General features: G+C 73.0%; 25 protein-coding genes, 1 tRNA gene and 1 pseudogene. 13 read left to right on the forward strand and 14 right to left on the reverse strand.

Annotated features, from left to right (window positions below; genetic code table 11):
* The first annotated feature begins 324 nt into the window (after positions 1-324).
* From TR48_RS19080 to TR48_RS19095, 4 genes are all read left to right on the forward strand, one after another.
* Complete coding sequence (locus TR48_RS19080; RefSeq protein WP_042368875.1) at positions 325-1260, forward strand: pseudouridine synthase; 936 nt, start codon at positions 325-327, stop codon at positions 1258-1260.
* Positions 1261-1686: 426 nt separating this feature from the next.
* On the forward strand, positions 1687-2196 hold the full coding sequence (locus TR48_RS38995) for an SCP2 sterol-binding domain-containing protein (protein ID WP_052442783.1): 510 nt from the start codon (positions 1687-1689) through the stop codon (positions 2194-2196).
* A gap of 28 nt (positions 2197-2224) precedes the next feature.
* Positions 2225-3472, forward strand: a complete 1248-nt coding sequence (locus TR48_RS19090; RefSeq protein ID WP_042368876.1) for an MFS transporter — start codon at positions 2225-2227, stop codon at positions 3470-3472.
* Positions 3473-3710: 238 nt separating this feature from the next.
* On the forward strand, positions 3711-4361 hold the full coding sequence (locus TR48_RS19095) for an aminoacyl-tRNA hydrolase (RefSeq protein ID WP_042368966.1): 651 nt from the start codon (positions 3711-3713) through the stop codon (positions 4359-4361).
* A gap of 173 nt (positions 4362-4534) precedes the next feature.
* Here TR48_RS19095 and TR48_RS19100 read toward each other — a convergent pair whose 3' ends face one another.
* On the reverse strand, positions 4535-4957 hold the full coding sequence (locus tag TR48_RS19100) for a VOC family protein (protein ID WP_042368879.1): 423 nt from the start codon (positions 4955-4957) through the stop codon (positions 4535-4537).
* Positions 4954-5886, reverse strand: a complete 933-nt coding sequence (locus TR48_RS19105) for an AraC family transcriptional regulator (RefSeq protein WP_236652219.1) — start codon at positions 5884-5886, stop codon at positions 4954-4956. The genes TR48_RS19100 and TR48_RS19105 overlap by 4 nt, the downstream gene beginning before the upstream one ends.
* 107 nt (positions 5887-5993) lie before the next feature.
* Here TR48_RS19105 and TR48_RS19110 point away from each other — a divergent pair, with 107 nt between their 5' ends.
* Positions 5994-7166, forward strand: coding sequence for an alpha-hydroxy-acid oxidizing protein (locus TR48_RS19110; RefSeq protein ID WP_042368882.1), 1173 nt, complete (start codon positions 5994-5996; stop codon positions 7164-7166).
* A 250-nt stretch (positions 7167-7416) separates the two neighbouring features.
* On the opposite strand, the gene TR48_RS19115 is transcribed toward TR48_RS19110, so the two are convergent.
* From TR48_RS19115 to TR48_RS19130, 4 genes are all read right to left on the reverse strand, one after another.
* Positions 7417-8310, reverse strand: a complete 894-nt coding sequence (locus tag TR48_RS19115) for a DUF1254 domain-containing protein (protein WP_042368971.1) — start codon at positions 8308-8310, stop codon at positions 7417-7419.
* Positions 8311-8887: 577 nt separating this feature from the next.
* Positions 8888-10105, reverse strand: a complete 1218-nt coding sequence (gene fahA / locus TR48_RS19120; protein ID WP_042368883.1) for a fumarylacetoacetase — start codon at positions 10103-10105, stop codon at positions 8888-8890.
* Positions 10106-10167: 62 nt separating this feature from the next.
* Positions 10168-11088: a hypothetical protein gene (locus TR48_RS19125; protein WP_042368885.1), complete on the reverse strand. Its 921-nt coding sequence runs from the start codon at positions 11086-11088 to the stop codon at positions 10168-10170.
* Positions 11085-12350 carry a homogentisate 1,2-dioxygenase gene (locus TR48_RS19130; RefSeq protein ID WP_084729555.1) on the reverse strand — a complete coding sequence of 422 codons (1266 nt, stop codon included), beginning with the start codon at positions 12348-12350 and terminating at the stop codon, positions 11085-11087. The genes TR48_RS19125 and TR48_RS19130 overlap by 4 nt, the downstream gene beginning before the upstream one ends.
* A gap of 171 nt (positions 12351-12521) precedes the next feature.
* Between TR48_RS19130 and TR48_RS19135 the strand changes: the two genes are divergently transcribed.
* Positions 12522-13046 carry an Lrp/AsnC family transcriptional regulator gene (locus TR48_RS19135; RefSeq protein ID WP_042368888.1) on the forward strand — a complete coding sequence of 175 codons (525 nt, stop codon included), beginning with the start codon at positions 12522-12524 and terminating at the stop codon, positions 13044-13046.
* Positions 13047-13405: 359 nt separating this feature from the next.
* On the opposite strand, the gene TR48_RS19140 is transcribed toward TR48_RS19135, so the two are convergent.
* Both TR48_RS19140 and TR48_RS43375 read right to left on the reverse strand, forming a co-directional pair.
* Positions 13406-15451 carry a hypothetical protein gene (locus TR48_RS19140; protein ID WP_042368890.1) on the reverse strand — a complete coding sequence of 682 codons (2046 nt, stop codon included), beginning with the start codon at positions 15449-15451 and terminating at the stop codon, positions 13406-13408.
* A gap of 280 nt (positions 15452-15731) precedes the next feature.
* The gene (locus TR48_RS43375; RefSeq protein ID WP_161789862.1) at positions 15732-16289 is read right to left on the reverse strand and encodes a hypothetical protein; all 558 of its coding nucleotides are present in this window, start codon (positions 16287-16289) and stop codon (positions 15732-15734) included.
* 53 nt (positions 16290-16342) lie between these two features.
* Between TR48_RS43375 and TR48_RS19150 the strand changes: the two genes are divergently transcribed.
* The 3 genes from TR48_RS19150 to TR48_RS43380 are packed head-to-tail and all read left to right on the forward strand — an operon-like array spanning position 16343 to position 17611.
* On the forward strand, positions 16343-16915 hold the full coding sequence (locus TR48_RS19150; RefSeq protein WP_042368895.1) for a GNAT family N-acetyltransferase: 573 nt from the start codon (positions 16343-16345) through the stop codon (positions 16913-16915).
* A 10-nt stretch (positions 16916-16925) separates the two neighbouring features.
* On the forward strand, positions 16926-17396 hold the full coding sequence (locus TR48_RS19155) for a membrane protein (protein WP_042368897.1): 471 nt from the start codon (positions 16926-16928) through the stop codon (positions 17394-17396).
* Positions 17397-17440: 44 nt separating this feature from the next.
* A complete protein-coding gene (locus TR48_RS43380) occupies positions 17441-17611 on the forward strand; it encodes a hypothetical protein (RefSeq protein ID WP_161789863.1) in 171 nt (56 codons plus the stop codon).
* A 56-nt stretch (positions 17612-17667) separates the two neighbouring features.
* Here the strand turns inward: TR48_RS43380 and TR48_RS19160 are convergent, their stop codons facing one another.
* From TR48_RS19160 to dhaK, 3 genes are all read right to left on the reverse strand, one after another.
* A complete protein-coding gene (locus TR48_RS19160; protein ID WP_042368899.1) occupies positions 17668-18591 on the reverse strand; it encodes an NADP-dependent oxidoreductase in 924 nt (307 codons plus the stop codon).
* A 312-nt stretch (positions 18592-18903) separates the two neighbouring features.
* Complete coding sequence (gene dhaL / locus TR48_RS19165; protein WP_170183544.1) at positions 18904-19584, reverse strand: dihydroxyacetone kinase subunit DhaL; 681 nt, start codon at positions 19582-19584, stop codon at positions 18904-18906.
* Positions 19585-19626: 42 nt separating this feature from the next.
* Positions 19627-20790, reverse strand: coding sequence for a dihydroxyacetone kinase subunit DhaK (gene dhaK, locus TR48_RS19170; RefSeq protein ID WP_042368900.1), 1164 nt, complete (start codon positions 20788-20790; stop codon positions 19627-19629).
* A 122-nt stretch (positions 20791-20912) separates the two neighbouring features.
* Here dhaK and TR48_RS19175 point away from each other — a divergent pair, with 122 nt between their 5' ends.
* The 4 genes from TR48_RS19175 (at position 20913) to TR48_RS19190 (ending at position 24064) form a co-directional block, all read left to right on the forward strand.
* A complete protein-coding gene (locus tag TR48_RS19175; protein ID WP_084729556.1) occupies positions 20913-21431 on the forward strand; it encodes a PTS-dependent dihydroxyacetone kinase phosphotransferase subunit DhaM in 519 nt (172 codons plus the stop codon).
* A 113-nt stretch (positions 21432-21544) separates the two neighbouring features.
* Positions 21545-22402, forward strand: a complete 858-nt coding sequence (locus TR48_RS19180) for an acyl-CoA thioesterase (protein ID WP_042368902.1) — start codon at positions 21545-21547, stop codon at positions 22400-22402.
* A 185-nt stretch (positions 22403-22587) separates the two neighbouring features.
* Complete coding sequence (locus TR48_RS19185) at positions 22588-23838, forward strand: MFS transporter (protein WP_042368979.1); 1251 nt, start codon at positions 22588-22590, stop codon at positions 23836-23838.
* A 152-nt stretch (positions 23839-23990) separates the two neighbouring features.
* Positions 23991-24064, forward strand: a tRNA-Pro gene (locus TR48_RS19190).
* Positions 24065-24669: 605 nt separating this feature from the next.
* Here TR48_RS19190 and TR48_RS45625 read toward each other — a convergent pair.
* From TR48_RS45625 to TR48_RS19205, 3 genes and pseudogenes are all read right to left on the reverse strand, one after another.
* A pseudogene (locus tag TR48_RS45625) lies at positions 24670-24873 on the reverse strand (helix-turn-helix domain-containing protein); the annotation flags it as partial.
* A 6-nt stretch (positions 24874-24879) separates the two neighbouring features.
* Positions 24880-25401, reverse strand: coding sequence for a DUF6879 family protein (locus tag TR48_RS19200; RefSeq protein ID WP_042368905.1), 522 nt, complete (start codon positions 25399-25401; stop codon positions 24880-24882).
* Positions 25402-25425: 24 nt separating this feature from the next.
* Positions 25426-25632: a hypothetical protein gene (locus TR48_RS19205; RefSeq protein ID WP_369405592.1), complete on the reverse strand. Its 207-nt coding sequence runs from the start codon at positions 25630-25632 to the stop codon at positions 25426-25428.
* Positions 25633-25922 lie beyond the last annotated feature (290 nt).

Here is a 25922-nt window from a genome sequence, read left to right on the forward strand (position 1 = left end):
CGACACGCCGGGCCGAATGATGATCCGAGAGGTGGTACGTTGACGTTCCGCCTGACACTCCAAGCGCTTTGCCCTATGTGTCCAATTCGCTTGATTCGCCTGATATATTCCTCAGCGAGTTGGACGACGACACGGGCGGCCCTCGGGCGACACGGAAGGTCAAGGCCGGTGCCGGACAACGGGGGTGGACCGCCCGCCCCTCGCTGTTCGCGACACCTTCGGCGCCTCGCGATCACCGCGTCGACCCCAGGCCGCCCGCTGTTGTCGCACCGTCCGAGGCGGCCCTCCCCTAGCACGGCTGAGCTGGGACGTTAGGCTGATCCCATGCGACGCAGGCACCACGCTCCGCCCTCGCCGCTGCCGCAGCGCAAGGGCATCGACCCGGTCCGCATGCGGCTGCCGGTCGAGGGCGCCTGGCCGACCGTCCGCGCCTACCTCGCCGACCGCCTGCCCGCGGTCCCCGCGAGCCACTTCGACGCCATGCTGGCCGCCGGTGAGATCCACGGCGAGGCCGGCCCGCTCGCGCCCGACACGCCCTACCGGCCCGGCAGCTGGCTCTGGTTCCACCGCGAACTGGCCCCCGAGACAACGGTCCCGTTCGCGCTGGAGGTGCTCCACCGCGACGAGCGGATCCTCGTCGTCGACAAGCCGCACTTCCTGGCGACCACGCCGCGCGGCAGCCACGTCACCGAGACCGCGCTCGCCCGGCTCCGGCACGACCTCGACCTGCCGGAGCTCAGCCCGGCGCACCGGCTGGACCGGCTGACCGCCGGGCTCGCGCTGTTCGTCGTCCACCCGGCCCACCGCGGGGTCTACCAGAGCCTCTTCGCCGACCGCCTGGTCCGCAAGGAGTACCAGGCGGTCGCCCCCTACCGGCCGGAGCTCGCGCTCCCGACGACGGTCCGCAGTCATATCGTCAAGGAGCGCGGCGTCATCGCCGCCCACGAACTGACCGATGCCGCACCGAATGCGGAAAGCCGCGTCGAACTGCTGGAGCACGCGGGCGGCCTCGGCCGGTACCGGCTGCTGCCGGCCACCGGCCGGACCCACCAGTTGCGCCTGCACATGAGCGGGTTGGGCATTCCGATCCTCAACGACCCGGTCTACCCCGTCGTGCTGCCCGAAAGCGCCCCGGACGACTTCTCCGACCCGCTGCAACTGCTCGCCTCGGTGCTGGCGTTCACCGACCCCGTCAGCGGCGAGGAACTGCGCTTCACGACACGCCGGACGCTTGCGGCGTGGCCCCCTGCGGACGCGTGAGCCTGAGCTCTCCGAACGCCCCCGCCGGGACGGCCGGATGCCGCGGCCACGGCCACCGGGACGGCGAGGCCGACCGCCTGGCCGCCGCGTACCCGCACCTGACCGCCTTCCCACTGGGCATGGCCCTGATGACCGCCCGGGAGTTCCCGCTGCCGGTGCTGGGGCTGGTCCATCTGGCCAACCGGATCGAGCAGGTGGGCCCGGTCGCGCCCGACGCGTCGCTGGACCACCTCCTGCGCGGCACGGCCCCCGTCGGCACAGCAAGGGCCGGGTCTTCGAGGTCGTCGCCGAGGCCCGGCCGACCGGCTCCGCCGCCGCGCCGGTCTGGCGGCCCGTCAGCACCTACCTGCATCGCGGCCCCGGCGAGGGCCCGGCCGCGCGCAACGTGGCCGGGGAGCTGCCGCAGCCCGCCCGGCTCGACGAGGAGTGGTCCTCCCCGGCGACCTCGGCCGCCGCTACGGCGCGGTGATCCGCTGGAAGGTCGGCGCCGACGGGGACTGCTTGTCCGAGACCGCCATCGAGCAGGGCGTCTGCACCGTCACCGAGGGCCGCAGCGAGGCGACGCCCAAGGTGACGCTGGTACTGGGCGACACCGAGTTCCCGAACCTGGCCTCCGGCAACGCCAACCCAATCACGCTGTTCATCTCCCGCAGGCTCACGGTCGTCGGCGACCTGACCCTCGCGGCCCGGCTGACGCACTACTTCGACATCCCGAAGGCCGTAGTCCCTGTGCTCGGGGCGGCGCGGGACGACGCGTCCGCCCTGGCCCGCGGATTCGGGCGCGGACTCGGGCGCGGGGGCGGTCGCGGTGGGCGGCACGACGACGGCGAGCAGCGCCGGGTGCGCGTCCAGGACGGGGCGCAGCGCGGGCGGGCAGGCAGGATGCGTGATCACGGCCTTCGCGTCGATCTCGGCCACAATCGACGGGCTAGATAGATGTAGAGGACACGCATATAGTTGGAGCATGCAACAGACCGCCGAGGCGCACGGCAGCGCCAGTCCCTTCAAGCAGCCGAAGGCCGTCTTCGCCGTTGCCTTCGCCTGCGTCGTCTCCTTCATGGGCATCGGGCTGGTCGACCCGATCCTCCCCGCGATCTCCAACCAGCTGCACGCCAGCCCCAGCCAGGTCACCCTGCTCTTCACCAGCTACCTGGTCGTCACCGCCGTGGCGATGCTGGTCACCGGCTGGGTCTCCAGTCGGATCGGCGCCAAGAAGACGCTGATCGTCGGGCTGGCGATCATCGTCGTCTTCGCCGCGCTGGCCGGCTCGTCCCACAGCATCGGGCAGATCGTCGGCTTCCGGGCCGGCTGGGGCGTCGGCAACGCCCTGTTCATCGCGACCTCGCTGGCGGTGATCATCGCCAGCGCCAGCGGCGGCTTCGTCGGCGCGATCATCCTCTACGAGACCGCCCTCGGCCTCGGCATCGCCGTCGGCCCGCTGCTCGGCGGCCTCCTCGGCGAGGTCAGCTGGCGCGGCCCGTTCTACGGCGTCGCCGTGCTGATGGCGATAGCCCTGCTTGCCACCGTCACGCTGGTGCGCCCGATGCCGCTGCCGGAGCGGCGCACCGGCCTGCTCGAACCGCTCAAGGCCCTGCGCCACCGCGGCCTGCTGACCATCTCGCTGGCCGCGCTCTGCTACAACTGGGCCTTCTTCACCGTCCTCGGCTACGCCCCGTTCCCGATGCACCTCGGCGCGATCCAGCTCGGCTGGGTCTTCGCCGGCTGGGGAGTCCTCGTCGCGGTCTTCGCCGTCTTCGGCGCCCCGTGGGTCGAGCGCCGCCTCGGCACCGCGAGGACCCTCTACGCCAACCTGGCCCTGTTCGCGGTCATCGTCCTCGCCATCGGCATCTGGACCGACCACCCGACCGTCCTGGTCATCGCCGTCATCGCGGCGGGCATCCCGATCGGCATCAACAACACTGTCACCACCCAGGCCGTCATGAGCGTCTCCCCGGTCGAGCGCCCGATCGCCTCGGCGGCCTACGGCTTCGTCCGCTTCATCGGCGGCGGCCTCGCGCCCTTCGCGGCGGGCAAGCTGGTCGAGCACTACAACGTGCACGTGCCGTTCTACCTGGGCGCGGGCGTGCTCGTCGTCGGCATCGCGATCCTCTCGACCGCCCATGGCCTGCTCGACCGCGCCACGGCGGGCGAGCTGGAGGGCGAGTCCGACGGCGAGTACGGCCTGGAGCACCCGGCCGAGGTCGACGCGTAACGGGGCTCGCCGGACCGGCGGTTCGCCGGTCACCGATACTGGACCGGTGACCAGCGAACCCGCCCAGCCCTCGGCCGCCCAGCCTGCGAGCACCCAGCCCGCGACCGCCCAGCCCGCGAGCACCGGGCCCGCGTCGACCCGGCCCGCGTCGACCGAGCCCTCGGCAGCCCAGCCCGCGTCCACGCCGACGCCTTTCGCCGACCGCGCGGACGACCGCGACAGCGCACCGCAGTACGTACTGCCGCTGGTCATCCGCGTCGAGAAGGCCGACCCGCCGGGCCACACCGACGCGCTGGAGACCGCCGCGCGTGCCGTGCTGAGCTTCCTCAGCGACGAGCGCGTGACCGCGCCGGAAGGCGAGTGGGCGGCGGCCGTCGCCGCCTGGGAGGACGCCCGGATCCGCAAGGTCGTCCGTCGGGCCCGCGGCGCGGAGTGGCGCAAGGCGTCCGAGCTGCCGGGCCTGACGACGACCGGCAAGGCGGCGGAGGTGCGGGTCTTCCCGCCGATCCCGTTGGACGGGTGGCCGAAGGAGCTCTCCAAGCTCCAGGTCTCCGGCACCGAGCTGACCGACGACACCCCGCCCGCCCCGGCCGACCCGGTCACCCCCGTGCTGTGGCTCAACCCCGAGCTGGAGATGTCCACGGGCAAGTCCATGGCCCAGGTCGGCCACGCGGCGCAGCTGGCCTGGTGGGCGCTGGACGCCTCCGCCCGTGCGGCCTGGAAGGCGGACGGCTTCCCTCTCGCCGTCCGTCCGGCGGCGCCGGCCGCATGGGCCGAGCTGACGACCTCCGGCCTCCCGCTGGTCCGCGACGCGGGCTTCACCGAGATCGCCCCGGGCTCCTGCACCGTCGTCGCCGACCACCCGGCGCTACGGCGCCAGCAGCGCTAGCGGCGCGTAGCGCCCCGGGTGGGCGAGGCTGTACGGATCTGCGGCTCCACGGCGCGTGGGCGCGACAAGCCACCCTCCCTCGGACAAGCCACCCTCCCTCGCTTGAGGTCCCAGGCGAGCGGGGCCATCCGCACAGGGTGGGTACTGCTGCGACTTCTCGCGCGTCTGAACCGCTACCGCGGTTCGCCCGGGTAGGTGCCGAAGGACCAGCGGTTGCCCTCGGGGTCGCGGGCGGCGAAGTCGCGGGAGCCGTAGTCCGTCTCGTGGAGCTCGCTGGTGATCTCCGCGCCCGCCGCCTTCGCGCGGGCGTGGACCGCGTCGGGGTCGGCGGTGACGACGTACGCGCCGAACGAGCCTGGGCGCAGCGGCCAGGCGTCCGCGTCGGACTCCCGCGCGGAGCCGAGCATGATGCCGCCGCCCTCGGGCCAGGACAGCTGGGCGTGGTGGACCATGTCGCCCTCGCCGTAGACGACGGTCTCCTCGAAGCCGAAGGCGTCCACCAGGAAGCGGATCAGCGCACGGGCGTCCTCGGCCCGCAGCGTGGGCCAGACCTGGGGCGCGGGCGGGGCCTTCCGGACAGCGGGTTGGGTACTCATCGGAACTGCTCCTCGCTCTCTGACTGCGACGACTGAGCTGACTGCTGCCTCAACCCTCCGCCCGGCGGATGGTGACCGGCTTGGATGTTTCGGAACTCCTCCGCGAGCCACGCGGTCGGCGCGCACCCGGCCAGGGCGGTGAACTCGCGGTCCAGGTGGGACTGATCGGCGTAGCCGTGGTCCGCGGCGAGGCCCGCAAGGTCCGGAGCGGTCGCGCGCTGCGCCAGCCGTCGTCGCGCGAGGTCGAAGCGGATCACCCGGGCCGCCGCCTTCGGCGTCAGGCCGACTTCGGCCACGAACCTGTTGCGCAGGTGCCGCTCGCTCCAGCCGACTTCCCCGGCCACCGCCGCTACCCGCGCGCGTCCGCCGGAGGCCCGAAGCAGACGCCACGCCTCAGCGACCTCGGCCGGCAGCCGTACGCCCCGCAGGTCCGCGTCCCGCAACCGGCCGAGCAGCCAGGCGTCCAGGACGGCGAACCTGCCCGGCCAGTCCACCGCCTGCCGCAGTCGCTCCTGCGCGTATCGCGCGCCCGCGCCGAGGACGTCCTCCGCGTGGACGTCGATCCCGGCCAGACCGCCCGCCGGCAGGCCCAGCAGGGCGCGGGCCCCGAGCGGGCCGAGGGCCACCTGGACGCCCGACTGGCGGCCCGGCACCTCGATGAGCGCCGGGGCGGTGTGCAGGCCGCCGAGCAGGACGAGGTAGTCGCCGGGAGGATCCCGCAGATCGGGGTGCGCGGCGATGCTCAGCGGCTCGTCGAGGGTGAGGATCAGGGTCAGGTACGGGGACGGCAGGCCGCGGTGGCGTCTGCGCTCGACGCCGCGCTGGCGGTAGCCGGAGTACCAGGCGACCAGGCCGCGCAGCGGCGGCGCGGGCACGCCCCGCACCGCCTCGTCGAGCACGGCGGTCGCGTCCGCCACGCCTGCGTCCACCCTCACATTCTCGCGTCCTTGCCCGGGCCCGTCACTCGGGGAGAGGCTGTCCGCGGCAAGCAGCGCAGGCAACGGCAGGCAACCGCACCAGGGAGGCGATCGGCGCGATGACGCAGCAGTTCGGCGACTACCAGAACGAGATCTATTTCAACGGCCTCTTCGGGCGACTGCCCGCCCTGCCGATGGACTTCGCCGAACTCGCGCGCCGCGCCGAGGCCGCGCTGCCGCCGTCGGTCTGGTCCTACGTCGCGGGCGGGGCCGGCGACGAGCGGACCCAGGACGCGAACGTGGCCACGTTCGACGGCTGGGGCCTGGTCCCGCGCATGCTCGTCGGGGCGACGCAGCGGGACCTGGGCGTGGACCTGTTCGGCCTGCGCCTGCCCACGCCGCTGTTCATGGCGCCGGTCGGCGTGATCGGGCTCTGCGCCCAGGACGGTCATGGCGACCTCGCCACCGCCCGCGCCGCCGCGCGCACCGGCGTGCCGATGGTCGCCTCGACGCTGACGGTCGACCCGATGGAGGAGGTCGCCAAGGAGTCCGGCGACACGCCCGGCTTCTTCCAGCTCTACACCCCCACCGACCGCGAGCTCGCCGCGAGCCTGGTGCGGCGCGCCGAGGCGGCCGGCTACGCCGGGATCGTGGTCACCCTCGACACCTGGGTGACCGGCTGGCGTCCACGCGACCTGTCGACCGGCAACTTCCCCCAGCTGCGCGGCCACTGCCTGGCCAACTACTTCTCCGACCCGGTCTTCCGCTCCCTTCTGGCCAAGACCCCCGAGGAGGACCCGACCAGTGCCGTCCTCGCTTGGACCCAGATCTTCGGCAACCCGCTGACCTGGGACGACCTGGAGTGGCTGCGCTCGCTCACCCGGCTGCCGCTGATCCTCAAGGGCATCTCCCACCCCGACGACGCGCGCCGCGCCAAGGACGCGGGCGTCGACGGCCTGTACTGCTCCAACCACGGCGGCCGCCAGGCCAACGGCGGACTGCCCGCGCTCGACTGCCTGCCCGGCGTCGTCGAGGCGGCGGACGGCCTGCCCGTCCTGTTCGACTCCGGCGTTCGCTCCGGCGCGGACGCCGTCAAGGCGCTGGCCCTCGGCGCGACGGCGGTCGGCATCGGCCGCCCCTACGCGTACGGCCTGGCCCTGGGCGGAACGGAGGGCGTCGTCCACGTCCTGCGGACCCTCCTGGCCGAGGCCGACCTCATCATGGCCGTGGACGGCTACCCGACCCTGGCGGACCTGCGCGCCGAGGGCGCGCTGCGGCGGGTCGCGCAGTAGCTCGCGAGCTAGGGAATCCTGGACCGCGTAAGCGCGTTGACCCGATGCGGTGTGTGTCCGTCGTCACGGGGGTGGATGACGGCCGCGACCGTCCGCGCTGACGGCATGTCACCCACCGCCCGCGGTAACGGACATGCCGTCGGCGCGCGCCGCGCACTACGGGCGCGGCAGCACGATCACAGCGATTTCCGCGACGGTCACAGGCAGGTGACACGGCATCAATCCGCGTGCACTCCTCGGTGACACGGACTCAGAACCAGGCGTAGCCCGGGAGCGTGTGCAGGCCGATGGCCGCGCCGAGGGCGCGGGTGAGGTGGTCGGTGCCCAGTTCCTCGCGGGTGCCCACGAGGGTGGCCTCCGGGCGGTGCGCGGCGCGCGCCTGGGCCAGGCGCTCGCGTCCGTCGGCGATTCCGTGCTCGATGGCGAGCTCCGCCCCCGCCGGGAGGTCGCCCGGCTCGAACTCCCCCGGCCTGACGCCGATCCCGACGGCGGCAAGCCGCTCGCGCAGCACGGCCTCCAAGGGCAGCACGGGGCAGAAGCCGAGCAGGAAGTCGAGCACGGCGAAGAACTCGATCGTGTCGAGGGCTTCGTCGCGCCAGACCGGCCAGGTGGGCTCGGGGGCGGCGGGAGGCGCGGTCCGACCGAGGTGGTCGCTCAGGGCTTTCAGCCCGAAGCCGCCGCGGAAGGCGGCGAAGGCCGTCTCCGTCCCCGCCTCCACCGGGGCGGTCCGGCCGGTCACCCCCACCAGCGAGGTGTCGGCGCGCAGGACCTCGGCGATCCCGTCGGGCACGCGGCCCTGCCAGCCCGGTGCGGCGATCAGGTGGTGTCCCCCCTGGCCTGAGGTGGTGCGGGAGCCGACGAAGCCCACGTAGCTGGTGTCGAGGTCGTGCACGGCGAGGACGTAGGCGCGCTCGCTGCTCGGCACGGTCAGCACCCAGGGCTCGGCGCGCAGGTCCAGCCACGCCCACGCCGACGGCGGCCCCTCCGGCCCGGCGGGCGCCTTCTCGAACTGGAACGCCCCGAACGGCGCTCCTCCCTCGACGACCTGGTCGTAGAGCACGTGGTAGTTCTGCAGCAGGGCATAGCCCCAGATCCAGCCCTCCGCGGCGGTCCGGCGGATCTCCTCGACGGGCGGGAATGCCATGGCGCCCCTCTCCTCACGGCAGGCCGTGACGGCGTCGGCCCGTCCTCCGAGAGTGCGCCACCGGACGGCCCGACGCCAGCCGAAGGAGACCACCGGAGTTTCCCCCACGCGGCCGCCGGACCTCACCACACGCCGGAGCGCGCGGGCCCTCCTTCCCTGCCGTCACACGGCCGCGCCCCTGGGCGGCGCGGGCACGAAGACGCGGGCACGAAGAGCGGGGCTTGGTCCTCGTCCGCGGTGCGGCGATCGGCCTCGATCCGTCGGCGACCCCGGCTCGCGGGCGCCTGGCCGGTGTGGGCGGGTGGCCTGGCGGGTGGCTGAGAGCCGCGCGCCGGTCGCCCGGCTGGAGCGTCAGCAGCGCCGCCGCGGCGGGCGTCGCCCGCCCGGCCTGCCAGTGCCCTGACGAAGCGGTGCCCTCCCGGCCCCGGCGGGCCGCGACTCGAGGCGCTGCGGCGTCACCACGGCCGCAGGCCAGGCGGTCGGCACCGGCAGCAGGCACCGGCAGCAGGCAGCCGACGAGGCGGACCTGAGCGAGCGGCTCGGGTCGCCCCGCCGGGCCCAGCCGGGGCGATGCGCGTCAGCGGGACGGGAGGATGCGGCCCGTCACCTCGCCGAAGCCCAGGCGGGTGCCGTTCGGGCCCGGGGCGGTCGCCGTGATGCTGACCTCGTCGCCGTCCTCCAGGAAGGCGCGGCTGCTGCCGTCGGCCAGCTCCGCCGGGCGCTCCCCGTTCCAGGTCAGCTCGATCAGCGCGCCCTCGGTGCCGCGCTCGGGGCCGCTGACCGTGCCGGAGGCGAACAGGTCTCCGGGACGGACGCTCGCGCCGTTGACGGTCATGTGGGCCAGCATCTGCGCCGGCGTCCAGTACATGCCGGCGAACGGCGGACGGGAGATCAGGGTGCCGTTGACGCGGACCTCGAGGGCGAGGTCGAGGCCCCACGGCTCCTTCGCGTCGCGGTCGTCGAGGTACGGCAGCGGCTCGACGTCGCGCGCGGGCGGCGTCACCCGCGCCGACGCCAGGGCGTCCAACGGGACCACCCAGGGCGAGACCGACGTCGCGAAGGACTTGCCGAGGAAGGGGCCGAGCGGCACGTACTCCCACGCCTGGATGTCGCGCGCCGACCAGTCGTTGACCAGGCAGACGCCGAAGACGTGCGCGGCGAAGTCGGCCATCGGGACGGGCGTGCCCAGCTCCGAGCCCGCGCCGACGACGAAGCCGACCTCGGCCTCGATGTCGAGGCGGCGGCTCGGTCCGAACGTCGGGGCCGCGTCGGCGGGGGCCTTGCGCTGGCCGCTGGGGCGGACGACGGGCGTACCGGAGACCACTACGGTGCCGGAGCGGCCGTGGTAGCCGATGGGCAGGTGCTTCCAGTTGGGCGTGAGCGGCTCGCTGCCGGGCCGGAAGAGGCGGCCGAGGTTGCTCGCGTGGTGCTCGGACGCGTAGAAGTCGACGTAGTCGCCGACGGTGAACGGCAGATGCAGCGCGACCTCGGCCCGCGGCACCAGACAGGGCTCGATGACCGGGCGGAACGCCGGCTCGGTGAGCCAGCGGGTCAGCGCCTCGCGGACCCGCGTCCATGCCGGGCGGCCGGCGGCCAGCAGCGGGTCGAGCGTCGCGGCCTCCAGCAGCGGGTCGGGCGAGCCGACGGCGCGGGCCGCGGCGCCCGCGTCGAGCACCTGCTCCCCCATCGCCACGCCGAGCCGCCGCCGCTGCGGGTCCCCGACGGTCGAGAAGACCCCGTAGGGCAGGTTGTCGATGCCGAAGAGGGTGTCGGCGGGCAGGTCGAGCCAGGTCACAGATGCTCCATCAACGTCGTTCGCTCAGTGCCGGGAGACCGGCTGGAGGCAGTCGGGCAGGCTCAGGCCGGCGGCAGCAGGCCGAGATCGGTCAAATCCTCCAGCGGCTCCAGCACGCTGCAGGTCCCGTACGCGGTGAACGCCCTTCGCGCACGCTCGACCTGATCGTCCGTCAGGTCGGCGGCCACCGCCGCGAGCCCCTCCGCGCCGTGGTCGGCGAGGACCTCGGCGACGGCGACGGCGTCCGCCCCCTGCACGGCGAAGTGCGTCGCCAGCAGGATGTTGAGGAAGCCGTGGTGGGTGAAGCCGGTGGCCGGGTCCACGTGACGGACGGCGTGGTGCAGGCCGGCCGTGCACTTGAACGCCAACTCCCGGCCCGCGCAGGCCGTGATGAACGCGGCCAGCTCCTCCGCGCTCGGAAAGGCCTGCGGTTCGAGACCGCCGGTGCGGTACTTGGCGCGGTACGGCGAGGCGGCGACCACGTCGAGGGCCAGCTCCATCGCGCCCCGGTCGCGCTTGTCGGCCTTGCCCCCGGAACCCGCGTGAGCCGGATCACGACGCAACTCGACCGCACCGAAGACGTGTTGGCCCGGCAGCTCGCGGTCGAGCGCCGCACAGCCGCGCGCGGCCGCCTCCGCCACCGAGCCGTCGCCGTCCGGGCCGAGCTCGACGCCGACCAGGCGCAGGCCCGGCCACTTGACCGTCTCCTCGATCGCCGCAGCCAGCCCGGCCGGGCCGCCGCGTACCACGAGCGTGACGTCGAGCGGCAGTCCCGCGCCGCCGGTCTCCTCCGCGGCCGCGCCGACCTCGGCGATCCGGTCGGCGCCGACCAGGAACGGCCCGACCAGCGGCGCGTACCAGGCGCTGCGGTGGTTGCGGTGCCCGGGCACGGCCTCGGCCACCGGCGCGTCGCCCGGAGGGAACAGCGCGGCGTCGTCGCACAGCCCCGCGAAGAGCGGCGGGACGAGATGGGCGGGCCTCACTCCTGCCCCTCCCCCGCGGTCCGGGGGCCGTCCTGGTCCGCGGCGTCGGCCTGCTCGGCGGTCTCGACCGGTCCCCGGCCGCTCCAGGTCCACGCGTAGCGGCCGTCGTCGGTGGCGCGGGCGCCCTCGGCGAGCTCCAGCGGGCGGAAGGTGTCGACCATGACCGCGAGCTCGTCGAAGAACTCCACGCCGATGCTGCGCTCGTACGCGCCCGGCTGCGGGCCGTGGGTGTGGCCGCCGGGGTGCAGCGAGACGCTGCCCTGGCCGATGCCGGAGCCCTTGCGGGCCTCGTAGTTGCCGCCGCAGTAGAACATGACCTCGTCGCTGTCGACGTTGGCGTGGTAGTACGGCACCGGGATCGAGAGCGGGTGGTAGTCCACCTTGCGCGGCACGAAGTTGCAGATGACGAAGTTGTTGCCCTCGAACACCTGGTGCGCCGGCGGCGGCTGGTGGATCCGGCCGGTGATCGGCTCGTAGTTCTCGATGTTGAAGGCGTAGGGGTAGAGGCAGCCGTCCCAGCCCACGACGTCGAAGGGGTGGGTGGGCATCACCATGACGGTGCCGCCGACCGAGCCGCCAACGCGGTGCTTGACGTAGACCTCGACGTCCCCGTCCTCCTCGACGACCAGCGGGCCGACGGGGCCGCGCAGGTCGCGCTCGCAGAAGGGCGCGTGCTCCAGCAGCTGGCCGAACTTGGACAGGTAGCGCTTGGCCGGCGTGATGTGGCTGTTCGCCTCGATGGCGTACAGCCGCAGCGGCGCGTCCCCGGTGGGCAGCCAGCGGTGCGTGGTGGCGCGCGGGATGACGACGTAGTCGCCCTGGTGGACCTCGATGACGCCGAAGACCGTCTCGACGACGCCCGTGCCGGACTCGACGTAGACGCACTCGTCCCCTATCCCGTTGCGGTAGAGGGGAGACGGCAGCCCGGCGGCGACGTAGGCGATGCGCACGTCCGCGTTGGCCAGCACCACGCGCCGGTCGCGGACCGGGTCGGCCTGCCGCCACGACGCCCCCGGGAAGAGCTCGTGCAGCTTGAAGTGGAACGGCTTCAGAGGGTGGTTCGGCTCCGGCTTGCCGTCGTCGGTCCGCCACACCCGGCTGTCCACCATGGCCGACGGGATGGCGCGGTGGTAGAGCAGCGAGGAGTCGGAGGAGAAGCCCTCCTCCCCCATCAGCTCCTCGTAGAACAGGGAACCGTCGGCCGCACGGTGCTGCGTGTGCCGCTTCGGCGGGACCGAGCCCACGCTGCGGTAGTAGGCCACCTTCGTCGCCTCCCGGGCTGCTGTGCCCTCGGCACCCGGCCGGTCGGCCCGATGCCCTGACAGGACCAGTATTGACGATCAGCAGTACAGGGCCTAGCTTCGCTCGCTGACAATATCCGGCGATCGAGATGCGCAATCTGCCAAGCTTGGTCTCGGAGGAGAGGCGGCGAGATGGAAGCTCAGCGCAGAAAGCCCGACCAGCTGGACGTCCTGCTGATCCGCGCGCTCGCGGAGAATCCGCGCGCCGGATTCCTGGAGCTGTCCCGCCTCACCGGCGTCTCCCGCGCCACCGTCCAGGCACGCATCCAGCGCCTGGAGGCGGACGGCGTCATCACCGGCCACGGCCCGGACGTGGACCTGGCGGCGGCCGGCTTCCCTGTGCTGGCCTTCGTGAACCTGGAGATCTCCCAGGGCAGCCTGGAGGAGCTCTCGGTCGAGCTGGCCAAGGTCCCGGGCGTCCTGGAGGCCTACGGCACCACCGGCGCCAGTGACGTCCACTGCCGCGTGGCGGCGACCTCCCACGACGGGCTGCAGCAGACGTTGATCGAGATCAGCCGCATCCCGTGCGTGGCACGGTCCACCAGCGTGATCGCCCTGTCCAAGGTGGTCTCGCCGCGCTACCTGCCGCTGCTGGAGGCGGAGGACCGCCCCCGCCCGAGCCGCGTCCCGGCGACGGGCATGCCGCCGCGCGACTGAGCACCGGGCTCTCGCTGGGGGCCGCGGAGCCAACGCGCGGCACGTCCTCTCGCCGCCGGCCCCGCCCTCTGCTCGGCAGGCGAGGTCCCTCGGGGTGCACGCGGTCCGCTCCTCGGTGCGCGCGGTCCGGTCCTCGGCAGGCGTAGCCCTCTCCTCGGTGCGCGCGGTCCGCTCCTCGGTGCGCGCGGTCCGCTCCTCGGTGCGCGCGGTCCGCTCCTCGGTGCGCGCGGTCCGCTGCACGGCAGGCGTGGCCTACTCGCCGGCAGGTGGCCTACTCCGCGGCGCGTGCAGTCCCCACGCCGGAGGGCGCGGGGCTCCTCCGAGCCCCGCGCCCTCCGGGTGTCGCGCCTACCGGCCTGCTACCACTTCGGGCGCAGGTTCACCGTGAGGATCGTGCGGTACTCGGCCGGCTGCGCGGCGCCGACCGTGTACAGCGCGGCCGGGTTCGTGCCGTAGACCGAGCCGACGGACGGCAGCGGCTTCGGCGTCGAGTAGCCGGCGAAGACCATGGTGACGGAGCCGTCCTGGTTCGGGACGACCGTCGGGTCGTACACACGGCCGGAGTAGTAACCGGAGACGTCCAGCGCGCCGCCGTTCGCGTCGAGGTCGTGCAGCGCGGAGAAGTCGTAGTCGGTGCCGATCAGCTTCTGCGGCGCGGACCAGTGGACGCCGTCGCGCGAGGACGCGTAGAAGATCTGGTTGAACGCGTCGCTGTCGCCGTCCGAGGCGTACGCGCCGGACAGGAAGAGGCCGAGGCTGCCGTCGCGGTTCTTCACGACCGTGCCGCGCGAGCCGACCCAGCGCAGGGTCGTGTCGCTGTTGGACGTCGGGTCGTTCAGGCCGGAGACCTGGCCGAGGTCGGTGAAGTGCAGCCCGTCGGTGGTGTAGGCGGCGCGGACCACGGTGTAGTCCTCGTTGTTGCCGTACAGCGACTTGGCCTTGTTCTTGCCCTCGCCGATCTTGGACAGCGTCGCGTAGGGGGCGACCGCCGCGCCGGGCGCGCCGACGGCGCTGCCCTTGGCGACCGAACCCGTGCCGCCCGTGCAGCCGGTGAGGTCGGTCGTGTCCTCGCCGGTGCAGGTGACCTGGACGATGCCCGCTGCGGTGCCGAGGCTGACGGTCACCTGGCCACCCGTCAGCGGCAGCGCCGCCGTGCTGCCGACCGGGATGGTCGCGGCCGGAAGGTTCACCGCGGCCGTGGTGGCGGTCGGGGCGTAGTAGTTGACGATCTTCTCGGTGTACAGCACGCCGACGCTGCCGCGCGGGGCGCCCGCGAGGTGCGGGACGGTGCTGATGATGCCGTCGGGCGAGACCAGGCCGGAGGTCTGGTCGGCGCCGGCCGGGATCACCGAGTCGGCCGTGACGGCGTCGCCCGCGTTGATCCGCACGCCGCCCGCGTCACGCGTGGTGCAGCCGGTGAACGCCGTCGCGGTGGCGTTGGCGTCGTTGCAGTCGACGATATGGCCGTCGACCTGGAAGTGGCCCGGCTGCTCGAACTTCGAGGTGTCGCCGACCGTCACGGTGACGCCGTTCCCGCCCGGACCGGCCGGGACGGAGACCGCGGCGGTGGCGGTGGTGCCGCCGCCCATGCCGACCGGCTCGGCCGACGGCAGACCCGCGAGCGGGTCGTCGCCCTTCGGCGTGAGGTGGTGGACGATCAGGTTCACACCGGGGTTGTCGCCGCTCGGGCGGCTGAGTGTGTACAGGTACTCCTTGCCGTGCACCGAGAGCGTGAAGGCGTGGCCCTGGCCGTCGTCGTTGGTGTTGCCGTTCGGGCACAGGCCCTGGTTCTGCTCCAGCGCCTCGCCCGTGTACTTCCAGCTGCGGCCGTGGTCGTGGGAGACGGCCGAGACGACGGCCTCGTCCCCGTCCTTCGGCCGGTAGTCGAACAGGCCGGTCAGGGTGCGGCCGTGGTCGGTGCCGGTGACGAACGGGAAGTAGTAGGGCTGCATCGGCAGCGTGGTGTGCGCGGGCTGGCGCACGACCGTGCCGGTCTCGGGCGTCGGGCCGCCGCTCGCGCAGTAGCCGGGCAGCGGGCCGGGGGTGCCCGTGACGCCGCTCTGCGCCAGGACCGCCCCGGACGCCGCCGGGTCCACGGCCAGGTTCGGGTACGTCACGCCGCCGACGGTGACCGTGCCGACGCCGCCTGCGGTGAAGGTCGGCAGGCTGCTGCCGTAGGACGGACCGGCCGTCAGGTCGCCCTGGGCCAGCGTCCAGGGGCCGCCCTTGACCGTCGCGACGACGGGCGTCCCCACGGTCCAGCCGACGAGGCCACGGTGGTGCGCGGGCTGGTCGCCTGCGGCGACGGCGGACTGGGCGATGGCGGGCTGGCCGAAGAGCAGCGCGCCTGCGGTCAGGCAGACGACTCCGGTGGCGGCGACCGTCGCGGTGCGACGACGTGACATGGGCGGTCCTTCCGGGAGCGGTACGGGAACGCGCGCGCTCAGGGCAGGGTCGGGCGCCCGAAGCGCGGTCGGCCGTGATCCTGGCTCATCGGAAGGACCCACCGGGAGTGGTCTGGTCCACTGTTCACCGAGCGTTCGACCGGCGTCTGCCGTCGGGTCGCCATCCAAACGGCCCTCCTCGGACGGGACGTGACGGATGGTCGGTCGCTGCCGCCCACCCGTCCACCCGCCCGTTTCTGCACCCGCCCACTCACTCGGTGTCGGGGGAGGGACGGGACGCCTACCAGCGACCCGTCTGCGGGTACTGGCCGAGCGCCATCGCGTCGATGACCTCCTTCGCCTGCCGCAGTCCCGCGCCCGTCCGCTCGCGGTAGGCCTTGATCGCCTGGATCTTCCGGCCCTGCCGCACCAGCTCCAGGATCGGCTCGAGCGACGGGTCGACGTAGGGCGCGGGGGCCGGGGCGGCGTACGCACCGGCGACCGGCACGGCGTACGGGCCCGCGGGCGACGCGGCGTACGGGCCGGCGACCGGCGCGGCGTACGGGCCGGCGGCCGGAGTGCCGTAGGGAGTGGCAGCCGAGGCGCCGGACGGAGAGGCGGCCGAGGTGGCGTACGGCCCGGTGTTGCGCTCCACGTAGTCCAGCGGCGCGCGGTCCAGGAGCCCCGGATCCAGCGGCGTACGGTCCTGCGGGATCCGGTCCTGCGGCCCGCCGTCGCCCGCCCCGAGGCCGGGACCGCCACCCGGCGCCAGGCTGTCCAGCCTGGCCAGCACCATGTCCAGCTTCGCCTCGATCGCCGCCAGGCGCTGCTCCACCGTCACCCTGTCCACCGGTTCCATGCGATGACGATATTGTCTGCGTCCAGCCCCCGTCCCCGCCTACCCTGCGGGTCATGATCTCCACTCGCGACGACGGCCTCCGCCTGGACACCGATCCTTCCCGCATCGACGTGGACCGCGTGCACCACTGGCTCAGCACCGACGCCTTCTGGGCGCTGGACCGCAGCCGCGAGACGGTCGCCCGCTCGATCGAGAACTCCCTCGTCTTCGGGGTGTACGCGGCGCGCACGGCAGGGGACGACGAGAACGGCGGGGGCTCCGGGGGCGCAGAGGGCCCGGAGGGCGCAGAGGGCGGCGGCCACGGCGAACAGCTCGCGTTCGCCCGCGTGGTCACCGACTACGCGACCTTCGGCTGGCTGTGCGACGTCTACGTGGCCCGCGAGGCGCGTGGGCGCGGCATCGGGACGTGGCTGGCCGAGTCGGTCGTCGCCGAGCTCGCGCCGTTCCGGCTGAAGCGGCTGATGCTGGCGACCGTCGACGCGCACGAGGTGTACGCGCGGGCGGGCTTCCAGCCGATCCCCGCCCCGGAACGGCTCATGATCGTCTTCGGTGCCGACGCAGGTCCGGCTGTGGGCCACGCCCCGGCGGGGTCCCCGGCCACAGGGGGCCGGAGGGGGTCTGCCTAGACTCGTCGCCGTGACGAAGTTCTTCCTGATCCTGCACATCCTCGCCGCCATCGTGGCCATCGGCCCGGTCGCCGTGGCTGCCAGCATGTTCCCGCCGGTGGCGCGCAAGGCCCTGGCCGCGGGGCCGGACAGCCTGGAGGACACCACGACGCTCGGGGTCCTCAACCGGATCTGCAAGGTCTACGCCCTTGTCGCCCTGGCCGTCCCGATGTTCGGCTTCGCCGCAGCCGGGGTGATGAAGGTCACCGGCCAGACGTGGGTGGTCGTCTCGATCGTGCTGACGGCGATCGCGGCCGTCCTGCTCGCCGTGCTGGTCCTGCCCCGACAGGCCGAGCTGCTGGCGGGCAAGGGCCCGCGCGGCCGCGAGGTCGGCGTCAAGGACACCAAGCAGCTGGCCATGTACACCGGCATCTTCAACCTGCTCTGGGCGGCCGTGACGGTCATCATGATCGTCCGCCCCGGTTCCACGCTCGGACACTGAGGAATTCGAGGAATGCGCCGGGCGCGGCCGGGGTTGTCGTCACCATGAGCGACACCACGGAGACAACGGCCACCGGCGCAGCGGCGCCCGCACCCGCACCGCTTCTGCAGATGCTCCAGCTCACCGGTCTGCCTGGTCTGCCCGAGACCGACGGCGACGCCGCTCCGGTCTGCGGGCCCGACGGCTGCGCCGTCGTGGTGCGCGACCAGCAGTAGCGTCAGCAGTAGCGCAGCCTTGGCAAGGCGGCTCACGCGCGCGTCGGCCGGTCCGTTCAGTCGGGCACGGTGAGCACGATCTTGCCGCGAACCGTGCCGGTACGGCTCAGCTCCACCGCCCTGTCCGCCTCGGCGAGCGGGTAGTCGCGGCTCACGTGCACGCGCAGCGAGCCCGCCTCCGCGAGGGCGTTGAGCGCCCGCAGGTCCGCCCCGGAGGGGTGCACCCACACATAGCGCCCGCCGAGCGCCTTCACCGAGCCGTCGACGACCGAGACGATCCGCGCCCGGTCCCGCACCACCTCGGCGGAGACGGCCACCGAGTCCCCGCCCAGGAAGTCCAGCGCCGCGTCGACGCCCTCGGGCGCGAGCTCCCGCACGCGGTCCGCGAGCCCCTCCCCGCTGAGCACGGGCTCCGCACCGAGCTCCCGCAGGAAGGGAAAACTCTCCGTGCGCGAGGTCGTCCCGAGCACCCGCGCGCCGCGCGAGGCCGCGATCTGCGTCGCGAAGCCGCCGACGCCGCCCCCGGCGGCGTGGACCAGCACGGTCCCGCCCCCGTTCACGTGCGCCGCCGCCAGCGCCTGATAGGCCGTCAGCCCCGCCAGTGGCAGACCGCCTGCCTCCTCCCAGCTCATGGCCGGAGACTTGGGCGCGAGGGCGCGCAACGGCACCGCCGTGAACTCGGCCCACGTGCCGAACTGCGCGAAGTCCTGCCGGTTGTAAGCAATCACCTCGTCCCCCTCGGCGAACTCGGTGACCGCGACCCCGATCCGCTCGACGACCCCGGCCACGTCCCAGCCCATCGTGAGCGGGAAGTAGACGTTGAGCAGCGAGTCGGCCGCGCCTCCGGCCACATGCCAGTCGACGGGGTTCAACCCGGCCGCCTTGACCCGCACCAGCACCGAGTCCGGCCCGACCTTAGGCAGCGGCTGCTCGGTGAGCCTGGGCGTCTCGCCGTATGCGTCGACGGTGACGGCCTTCATCTGCGTCTCCCTGCTCGCGTCGCGCTGCGCCTGCCCCGCCCCTCGCCGTCGATCCTCTCCCGCGCCCGGGCCCCGGGCACCTGCCCCCGGCAGGGGGCTCCGCCGTTCGGGGGACACCGCGACCGCCGGCCCTCGTCTTCGTTCTCGTCCCGACGGTGCGCTCGCCCCGGCCGTGCGCCGGCCCGGAGCGTATGCCGGCCCTGAGCGTATGCCGGCCCCGAGCGTACGCCGGCCCTGAGCGTGCGCCGGTTCTGAGCGTGTGCCGGCGGCCCCAACCGTGGGCCCGTCTCAGCCGTGAGCCGTGGGCCCGTCTCAGCCGTGAGGCTGGAGGACCTCCGCCAGTGCCGCGAAGATCAACGCGGTGGAGGTCGCACCGGGGTCCTGGTGCCCGATACTGCGTTCACCCAGGTAGGAGGCCCGGCCCTTGCGGGCCTGGAGGGGAGTGGTCGCCCGCGCACCTGCCTCCGCCGCGTCCACCGCAGCGTGCGCGGCCGCACCCAGATCGCCGCCCGCCGTGATCGCCTCGCCGAACGCCGCCACGGCTGGGGCCAGCGCGTCGACCATCGTCTTGTCTCCGGTGGTGGCCCCGCCGAGCGCGCGGACCGCGTCCAGGCCTGCCTGGAGCGCGAGCGTCAGCTGGTGGCCGTCGGCCTCCGGCGTCGTCAGCTGTCGGCCCAAGGCACGGAACGCGGAGCCGTAGAGCGGACCCGACGCGCCGCCGACCTTCGAGATCAGCGTCATGCCGACCTTGCCCAGCAACTGCCCGACGGTCTCCGGCGCGTAGCCGAGGCCGCCGATCGCCGTCTCGACGGCCGCGAAGCCGCGCTGCAGGTTCGCGCCATGGTCGGCGTCGCCGATCGCTGCGTCGAGCTCCGTCAGTTCGTCGCGGTGCGCCGTCACCGCGCGCGCGACGGCGTCGATCCACGCACGCGTCGTCGGGATGTCGAGCGTGTCGACCCGGTCCGCGCCAGCTCCGTGGCTGCCCGTGTTCACGCCTGCTTCGTCTCCCCCATCAGTCGGGACCGGTCCTTGCGTTCAAAGCCCCCAGCGCAGCGCCGGTGTGTTCACAGGCGCGTCCCACAGCTCCAGCATCTCGTCGTCGACCCGGCAGAGCGTGAACGACGCGCCCGCCATGTCGAGGCTCGTGACGTAGTTGCCGACCAGGCTGCGAGCGATGGTGACGCCCCGTCCGGCCAGCACCCGGGACACCTCGTTGAAGAGGATGTAGAGCTCCGACAGCGGCGTCGCCCCGAGACCGTTCACCATCGCGATCACCTCAACAGGCCCCGCGCCCACCGCTCCCGCGGCTCCCGCCGCGTCGAGCGTCACCGCCGCGTCCGCCGCTCCTGACGTGTCGAGCGTCGCCGCCGCGTCCGCCGCTCCTGACGCGTCGAGCGTCGCCGCCGCGTCCGCGAAGACGGACTCGGCCAGGATCGCGTCGAGCGCGAGCTCCGCGACCTCGCGCGCCGTGGCGAGCTTCTCGCGCCGTCGACCCGGCTCGCCGTGAATGCCGACGCCGACCTCCATCTCGTCGTCCGGCAGCAGGAAGCCGGGCTTCCCGTTGGCCGGCGTCGTGCACGCCGTGAGCGCGACCGCGAACGAGCGCGCGCTCGCGTTCACCCGGCGGCCCATCTCCGCGACCGCCTCCAACTTCGCACCGCGCTCCGCCAGCGCCCCCGCGATCTTTTCGACCATCAGCGTCGCACCCGTGCCGCGCCGCCCCGCCGTCCACGTCGAGTCCTGCACCGCCACGTCGTCGTCGACGAGCACCGTCTCCACCGCGATCCCAGCGTCCCCGACGGCCAGCTCCGCCGCCATCTGGAAGTTGAGCACGTCGCCGGTGTAGTTCTTCACCACGAACACCACGCCCGCGCCGGAGTCGACGGCCTGCGCGGCGGCCAGCATCTGCCCTGGCACCGGGGAGGTGAACACCTCGCCGGGACAAACCGCGTCGAGCATGCCGACGCCCACGAAGCCCGCGTGCAAGGGCTCGTGGCCGGAGCCACCCCCGGAGACGAGCGCGACCTTGCCCGCCCGCGTCGGGGTCGTGCGCCGCACGAAGCCTCCGCCGCCGCCTCCGTCGCTGTCTCCGTCGCCGTCTCGGTCTCCGGTGACGACCGTCAGCAGCGGATGCGCGGCCGCGAACCCGGCCAGGCTGTCGGCGACGTAGGAGTCAGGGGTGTTGAGGAACTTCTTCACAACGGCAGCCCTCCAGTGGAACCCGCACTACCGCGTCGGCGGATCCGTGAACCGCGCAACGCCACGCGCGCGCCCGCGCTTGTGCTTTCACTTCGGCGAGCCGCGAATCTAGCATCGCGGACATGACCGAGAGCAGTAACGCGCCCACTGATCGTGTCCGCTTCGCGTCCGCAGCGGAAGAGGCCGCGCCCGCCCGAACGCCCGCCCGGAACGGCGGCTCCGACGCCCGGCGGGGGCAGGCGGGAATCGTCGGGCTCGTCCTCGTCTCGCACAGCGCGCGGCTCGCGGGCGGGCTCCGGGAGCTGCTCGAACCGCTGGGCGGCGGGCTGGTGCCGATCGCCACCGCGGGCGGGTCGGAGGACGGCACCCCCGACGGCGGACTGGGAACCAGCTACGAGCGGATCGAGGCTGCCGTCACCGCCGCCAACGCGGGCGCCGGCGTGCTGCTGCTCCCGGACCTCGGCAGCTCCGTGCTGACCGCCCGCCTGGTCCTCGCCGACCTCGGGCGTGACGACGCCGTGCTCGTCGACGCGCCCTTCGTCGAGGGCGGCGTCGCCGCCGTGGTCGCTGCGTCGACCGGCGCGTCGCTGGCCGACGTCGCCGCGGCGGCGCGCGAGGCGCGCACCGTCCCCAAGTTCTGAACCGCCCCTCAGCCGCATACGCGCCCGCACCCTGGGAGAATGCAACTGGTACCGATCGGCACGAGCGCACGACGAGTACGGCCCGTCGCGCGTGACAGGAGAGTGAGGGCTCCGTGGGCAGTCCCGTCGACCAACTGGTGGACCTGCTGGATCTCGAGCAGATCGAGGTCAACATCTTCCGCGGACGCAGCCCCGAGGAGTCGCTCCAGCGCGTCTTCGGCGGGCAGGTCGCCGGCCAGGCCCTGATCGCGGCCGGCCGCACCGTCGCACCGGACAGACCGGTGCACTCGCTCCACGCGTACTTCCTACGTCCGGGCATCCCGGGCATCCCGATCGTCTACCAGGTCGACCGGATCCGCGACGGCCGCTCCTTCACCACCCGCCGCGTGCTCGGAGTGCAACAAGGACGGACGATCTTCGCCCTGACCGCCGACTTCCACCTGCCGGAGGAGTCGCCGTTCGAGCACCAGACCGTGATGCCCGACGTCCCGGCGCCGGAGGGGCTCCCCTCGGCGCTGGAGGAGGTCGGCTCGGTCCTGGGCGAGCTGCCGCCCTTCATCAGCCGCCGTCAGCCCTTCGACCTGCGCTACGTCGAGCGCGTGCGCTGGACGGAGGAGGAGCTCAAGGGCGTCGAGGCGCGCAGTGCGGTCTGGCTGCGCACCAACGGCGCCCTCCCGGACGACCCGCTGATCCACACCTGCGCGGTCACCTATGCCAGCGACATGACCCTGCTGGACGCGGTGCGCGTCCCGGTCGAGCCGCTGTGGGGCAAGCGGCACTTCGACATGGCCTCGCTGGACCACGCCATGTGGTTCCACCGGCCGTTCCGGGCGGACGAGTGGCTGCTCTACCAGCAGGAGTCCCCGGTGGCGGTGGGCGGCCGGGGGCTCGCGCGCGGGCAGATCTTCGACCGCCAGGGCTGCCTGGTGGTGTCGGTAATGCAGGAGGGCCTCTTCCGCCGCATTGCCTAAGGGCCCTTCCGTCCCCGCCTCCGTCTCTCCCCTTCCGGAGCACACAGCCGGATGGGGGAAGATGACCCGTGCCCATAGAACAGCAGTCCGACTCAGCCCCCGCCGCGAAGGCCGCCGCACCCGCCTCATCCACCGCTCCCGGCTCGCCGGGCGCGCCGGGAGCGCCTGGCGGGCCTGGCGGGCCGATCGGACGGCTCGGCCGCGCCGTCCGCGGCTCGCTCGCCGACATCACGCCGCTGCGCGAGCACCCGCCCTACCGGCGGCTCTGGTTCGGACAGGCCGTCTCCGGCATCGGGCAGCAGATGACCGCGCTGGCCGTCTCGGTGCAGGTCTACGCGCTGACGCACTCGGCCCTGGCCACCGGCCTGATCGGCCTGTGCTCGCTGCTCCCCCTGGTCGCCTTCGGCCTCTACGGCGGCGCGATCGCCGACCGCGTCGACCGCCGCAAGCTCGGCCTCGCCGGCGCGAGCGGTGCCGCCGTCCTCTCCGCGGGTCTCGCCGTCCAGGCGCTGCTGGGCCTGCACGCGGTCGGCCTGCTGTACGGGATCGTCGCCCTCCAGGCGGTCTGCTTCGCGATCAACGCCCCGGCCCGCGCGTCGATGATCCCGCGCCTGGTCCCGGCCGAGCAGCTCCCGGCGGCGAACGCGCTGGGCAGCCTCAGCATGAACCTGGGCCTGACGGTCGGCCCCATGGTCGGTGGGGTCTTCATCGGGATCTGGGGCTTCCAGGCGGCCTACCTCGTCGACGCGGTCGCCTTCGGCGCGTCTCTGTACGCGATGTGGCGGCTGCCCGCGATGCGGCCCGAGGCGTCCTCGACCGGCAAGCGCGTCTCGGTCCTGGAGGGCCTGCGCTTCCTGCGGGAGCGGCCCAACCTGCGGATGACCTTCCTGGCCGACATCGCCGCCATGGTCTTCGGCATGCCGCGCGCCCTCTTCCCGGCCCTCGCGGCCACCCTCTACGGCGGCGGCGCCGGTACCGTGGGCCTGCTCGCGGCCGCCCCTGCCGTCGGCGCGCTGATCGGCGGCCTCTTCTCCGGCTGGGTCAGCCGGGTGCACCGCCACGGCTTCGCCACCTCCCTGGCCGTCGCGGCCTGGGGCCTGGCCTGCGCTGGCTTCGGCCTCGCCCACGACCTCTGGCTCGGCCTGCTCCTCCTCGCCTGCGCCGGCGCGGCGGACACCGTCTCGATGATCTTCCGCAACACCATGCTCCAGGCCGCCGCCCCGGACGACATGCGCGGCCGTCTCCAGGGCGTCTTCATCGTCGTCGTGGCCGGCGGCCCCCGCCTCGGCGACTTCGAGTCCGGCGTCGTCGCCCAGCTCAGCACCCCCGCCATCTCCGCCACCACCGGCGGCCTGGCCTGCCTCGCGACCCTCGCCCTCCTCCTCGTCCGTTACCCGTCCTTCCTCCGCTACGACTCCCGCACCCCCACCCCATGATCGCCTTCCCCGCCCCTCCCCCACCCGCACCACTGTGACCTGCACGCATCTCCACAGAAACCAGTGCACGAGCACGGCCCCGGATCCTGTATTGTTCTTCCTGTGCCCGGGAGACCGGGGACGGACCGCGAGGCCGCAAGGCAGAGCAGTCACGGGACGTGGCGCAGCTTGGTAGCGCACTTGACTGGGGGTCAAGGGGTCGCAGGTTCAAATCCTGTCGTCCCGACTCGGACGCTAGTCCAGAGTCGCAGGTCAGAGCCGGTGTCTGATGAATCAGACACCGGCTCTCGACGTTTTTCAGCCCACTTCAGCTGGGAGCAGATTGGGAGCGAAGCTGGGAGCACTCGGCTCCCAATCCGCTCCCAGGTCAATCCACGTTGACCGCTATCACCCACAACGGTCGAGATGCCCAGAATTCTTTCGTTCCGGAGCCCCGAGCGCCACGAGATCAGGGCCCCTGCCCCGCCATTTTGACGAAGCGCCATATGTTGTCGACTCCACAGGGACTGACTCGCGCGCTTGACGATGCGGGCAACGGTGCAGCTTCGTACTCCCAGCTGTTCCGATGCATTTCACAACACCGACTCGTAGCGTCGCCCCGGGAACGCGCACACACTGGGCCCGCGGAACCCCAACACCGTCCCACCCAGGAAGCCGCACGTCAGCCGAACGTCATGAATCGGGCGACAAGGTCGCACAGGGCGCGCTGGTCGATGCCGAGCTGCAGTTCCTGGGCGTGGAGCAGGCCGGGCCGGTGCCGGCGCCGCCACTCCACGTAGAGCTCGTCGGCCTCTGGCTCATCGCGACCAGGTCCGGCGCGTTGCCCGGGGCGTCGCAGGCTTCGCACCAGGCGGTGATGTCTGCCTTGGCGGGCGGCGTGACGGCGTTCTCGATGCGTGACACCTTCGCCGCGGAGACACCCATGCGGGCGGCCAGCTCGCGGACCGTCAGGCCCGTGCTGGACCGCAGCTCGTGCAGGCGCGCGGCCACTCGGTCGCGCGCCTGCTGAGCCGACGAAGAGGGTGATCTCGACATGCCGTTCTAGTGGATCTCGTACTCCTCGTGCGGGACGCCCCGGCTCCAGACGCTCTCGAAGGCGTCCAGGCAGAGTTTGATGACCTCGGGCTGTTCCCGGTACTGCGGCTCCAGTGGGACGCCGTCGCCGGAGAACTGGCCGAACCGGACGAGCGTGTCGTCGAAGACCCAGAAGTCGGAGCCGGGCAGCGCGAGGTCGACGGCGTTCGCACGGGGCAGCCAGCGGACACGCTCGCCGGCCGCGAGGTTCGCCGGTGTGATGGCGTGCAGCCATCGGGTGTAGCGCGTCACCGGCTCGGACACGATGCGGGCCCTGCGGACTTGGACGCCGCGGGCAACTGCGTCGCGGATGATCCTCGACCAGCCCGCCCACCACTCGGAGTCCGGGTCCGTGTCCGCTACGCCGGTGGCCTCCCAGCGGGCAATCGGGTCGTCTTCGCTCGGGGCGGCGTAGTGGTCGCGCATCTCGAGGTGGACGGCGGAGTGCTGGGCTTTGGCGAACAGGTCAGCCCAGTTTGTCGGCGGCATCGCAGGCCTTTCGGATGTTCGGGATCATGCTGAACGGCAGGCGGACGCGTACTCGTGGTCCGGGATCCCGGGAGTGTGGTCGGGGGCCGGGTTGTCGTGGATCTGCTGGAGCAACTGCTCGTCGGGCTTGTAGCCCTGGACCACCAGCTCCCGGCGTTCGTCGTCAACCCAGACGGTCGGAGACTCGCCGTGTCCGGTGTTCGGGTCGACTCCGCTGAAGCGCAGCGCCATGATCTCTCCGTCGTCAGCGCATGGATCGGTCCCGGACACCGTCGTGCGGCAGCGGACACTCCGTCAAGAGCTCAAAGAGGTGCGCCCGGCCAAGCCGCCCGGGGATCGGGCTCTCCCCCTGGCGCGGAAGCGAGGTGCCGGGCGAGCATTTGCCAGGGTTCGCCAGGGTGCGCCAACTGTCTTACTTCGGGTGAGCGGTAGTGAAGTAGGAGAGGACCGCCCGCGGCGCTGGAAACGATGCGGGCGGCCCAGTGCACTCAACCCTGCTCAGGATGGAGGCATTGTTCACT

It is taken from the genome of Streptacidiphilus neutrinimicus, assembly GCF_000787815.1.
Lineage (GTDB): Bacteria > Actinomycetota > Actinomycetes > Streptomycetales > Streptomycetaceae > Streptacidiphilus > Streptacidiphilus neutrinimicus.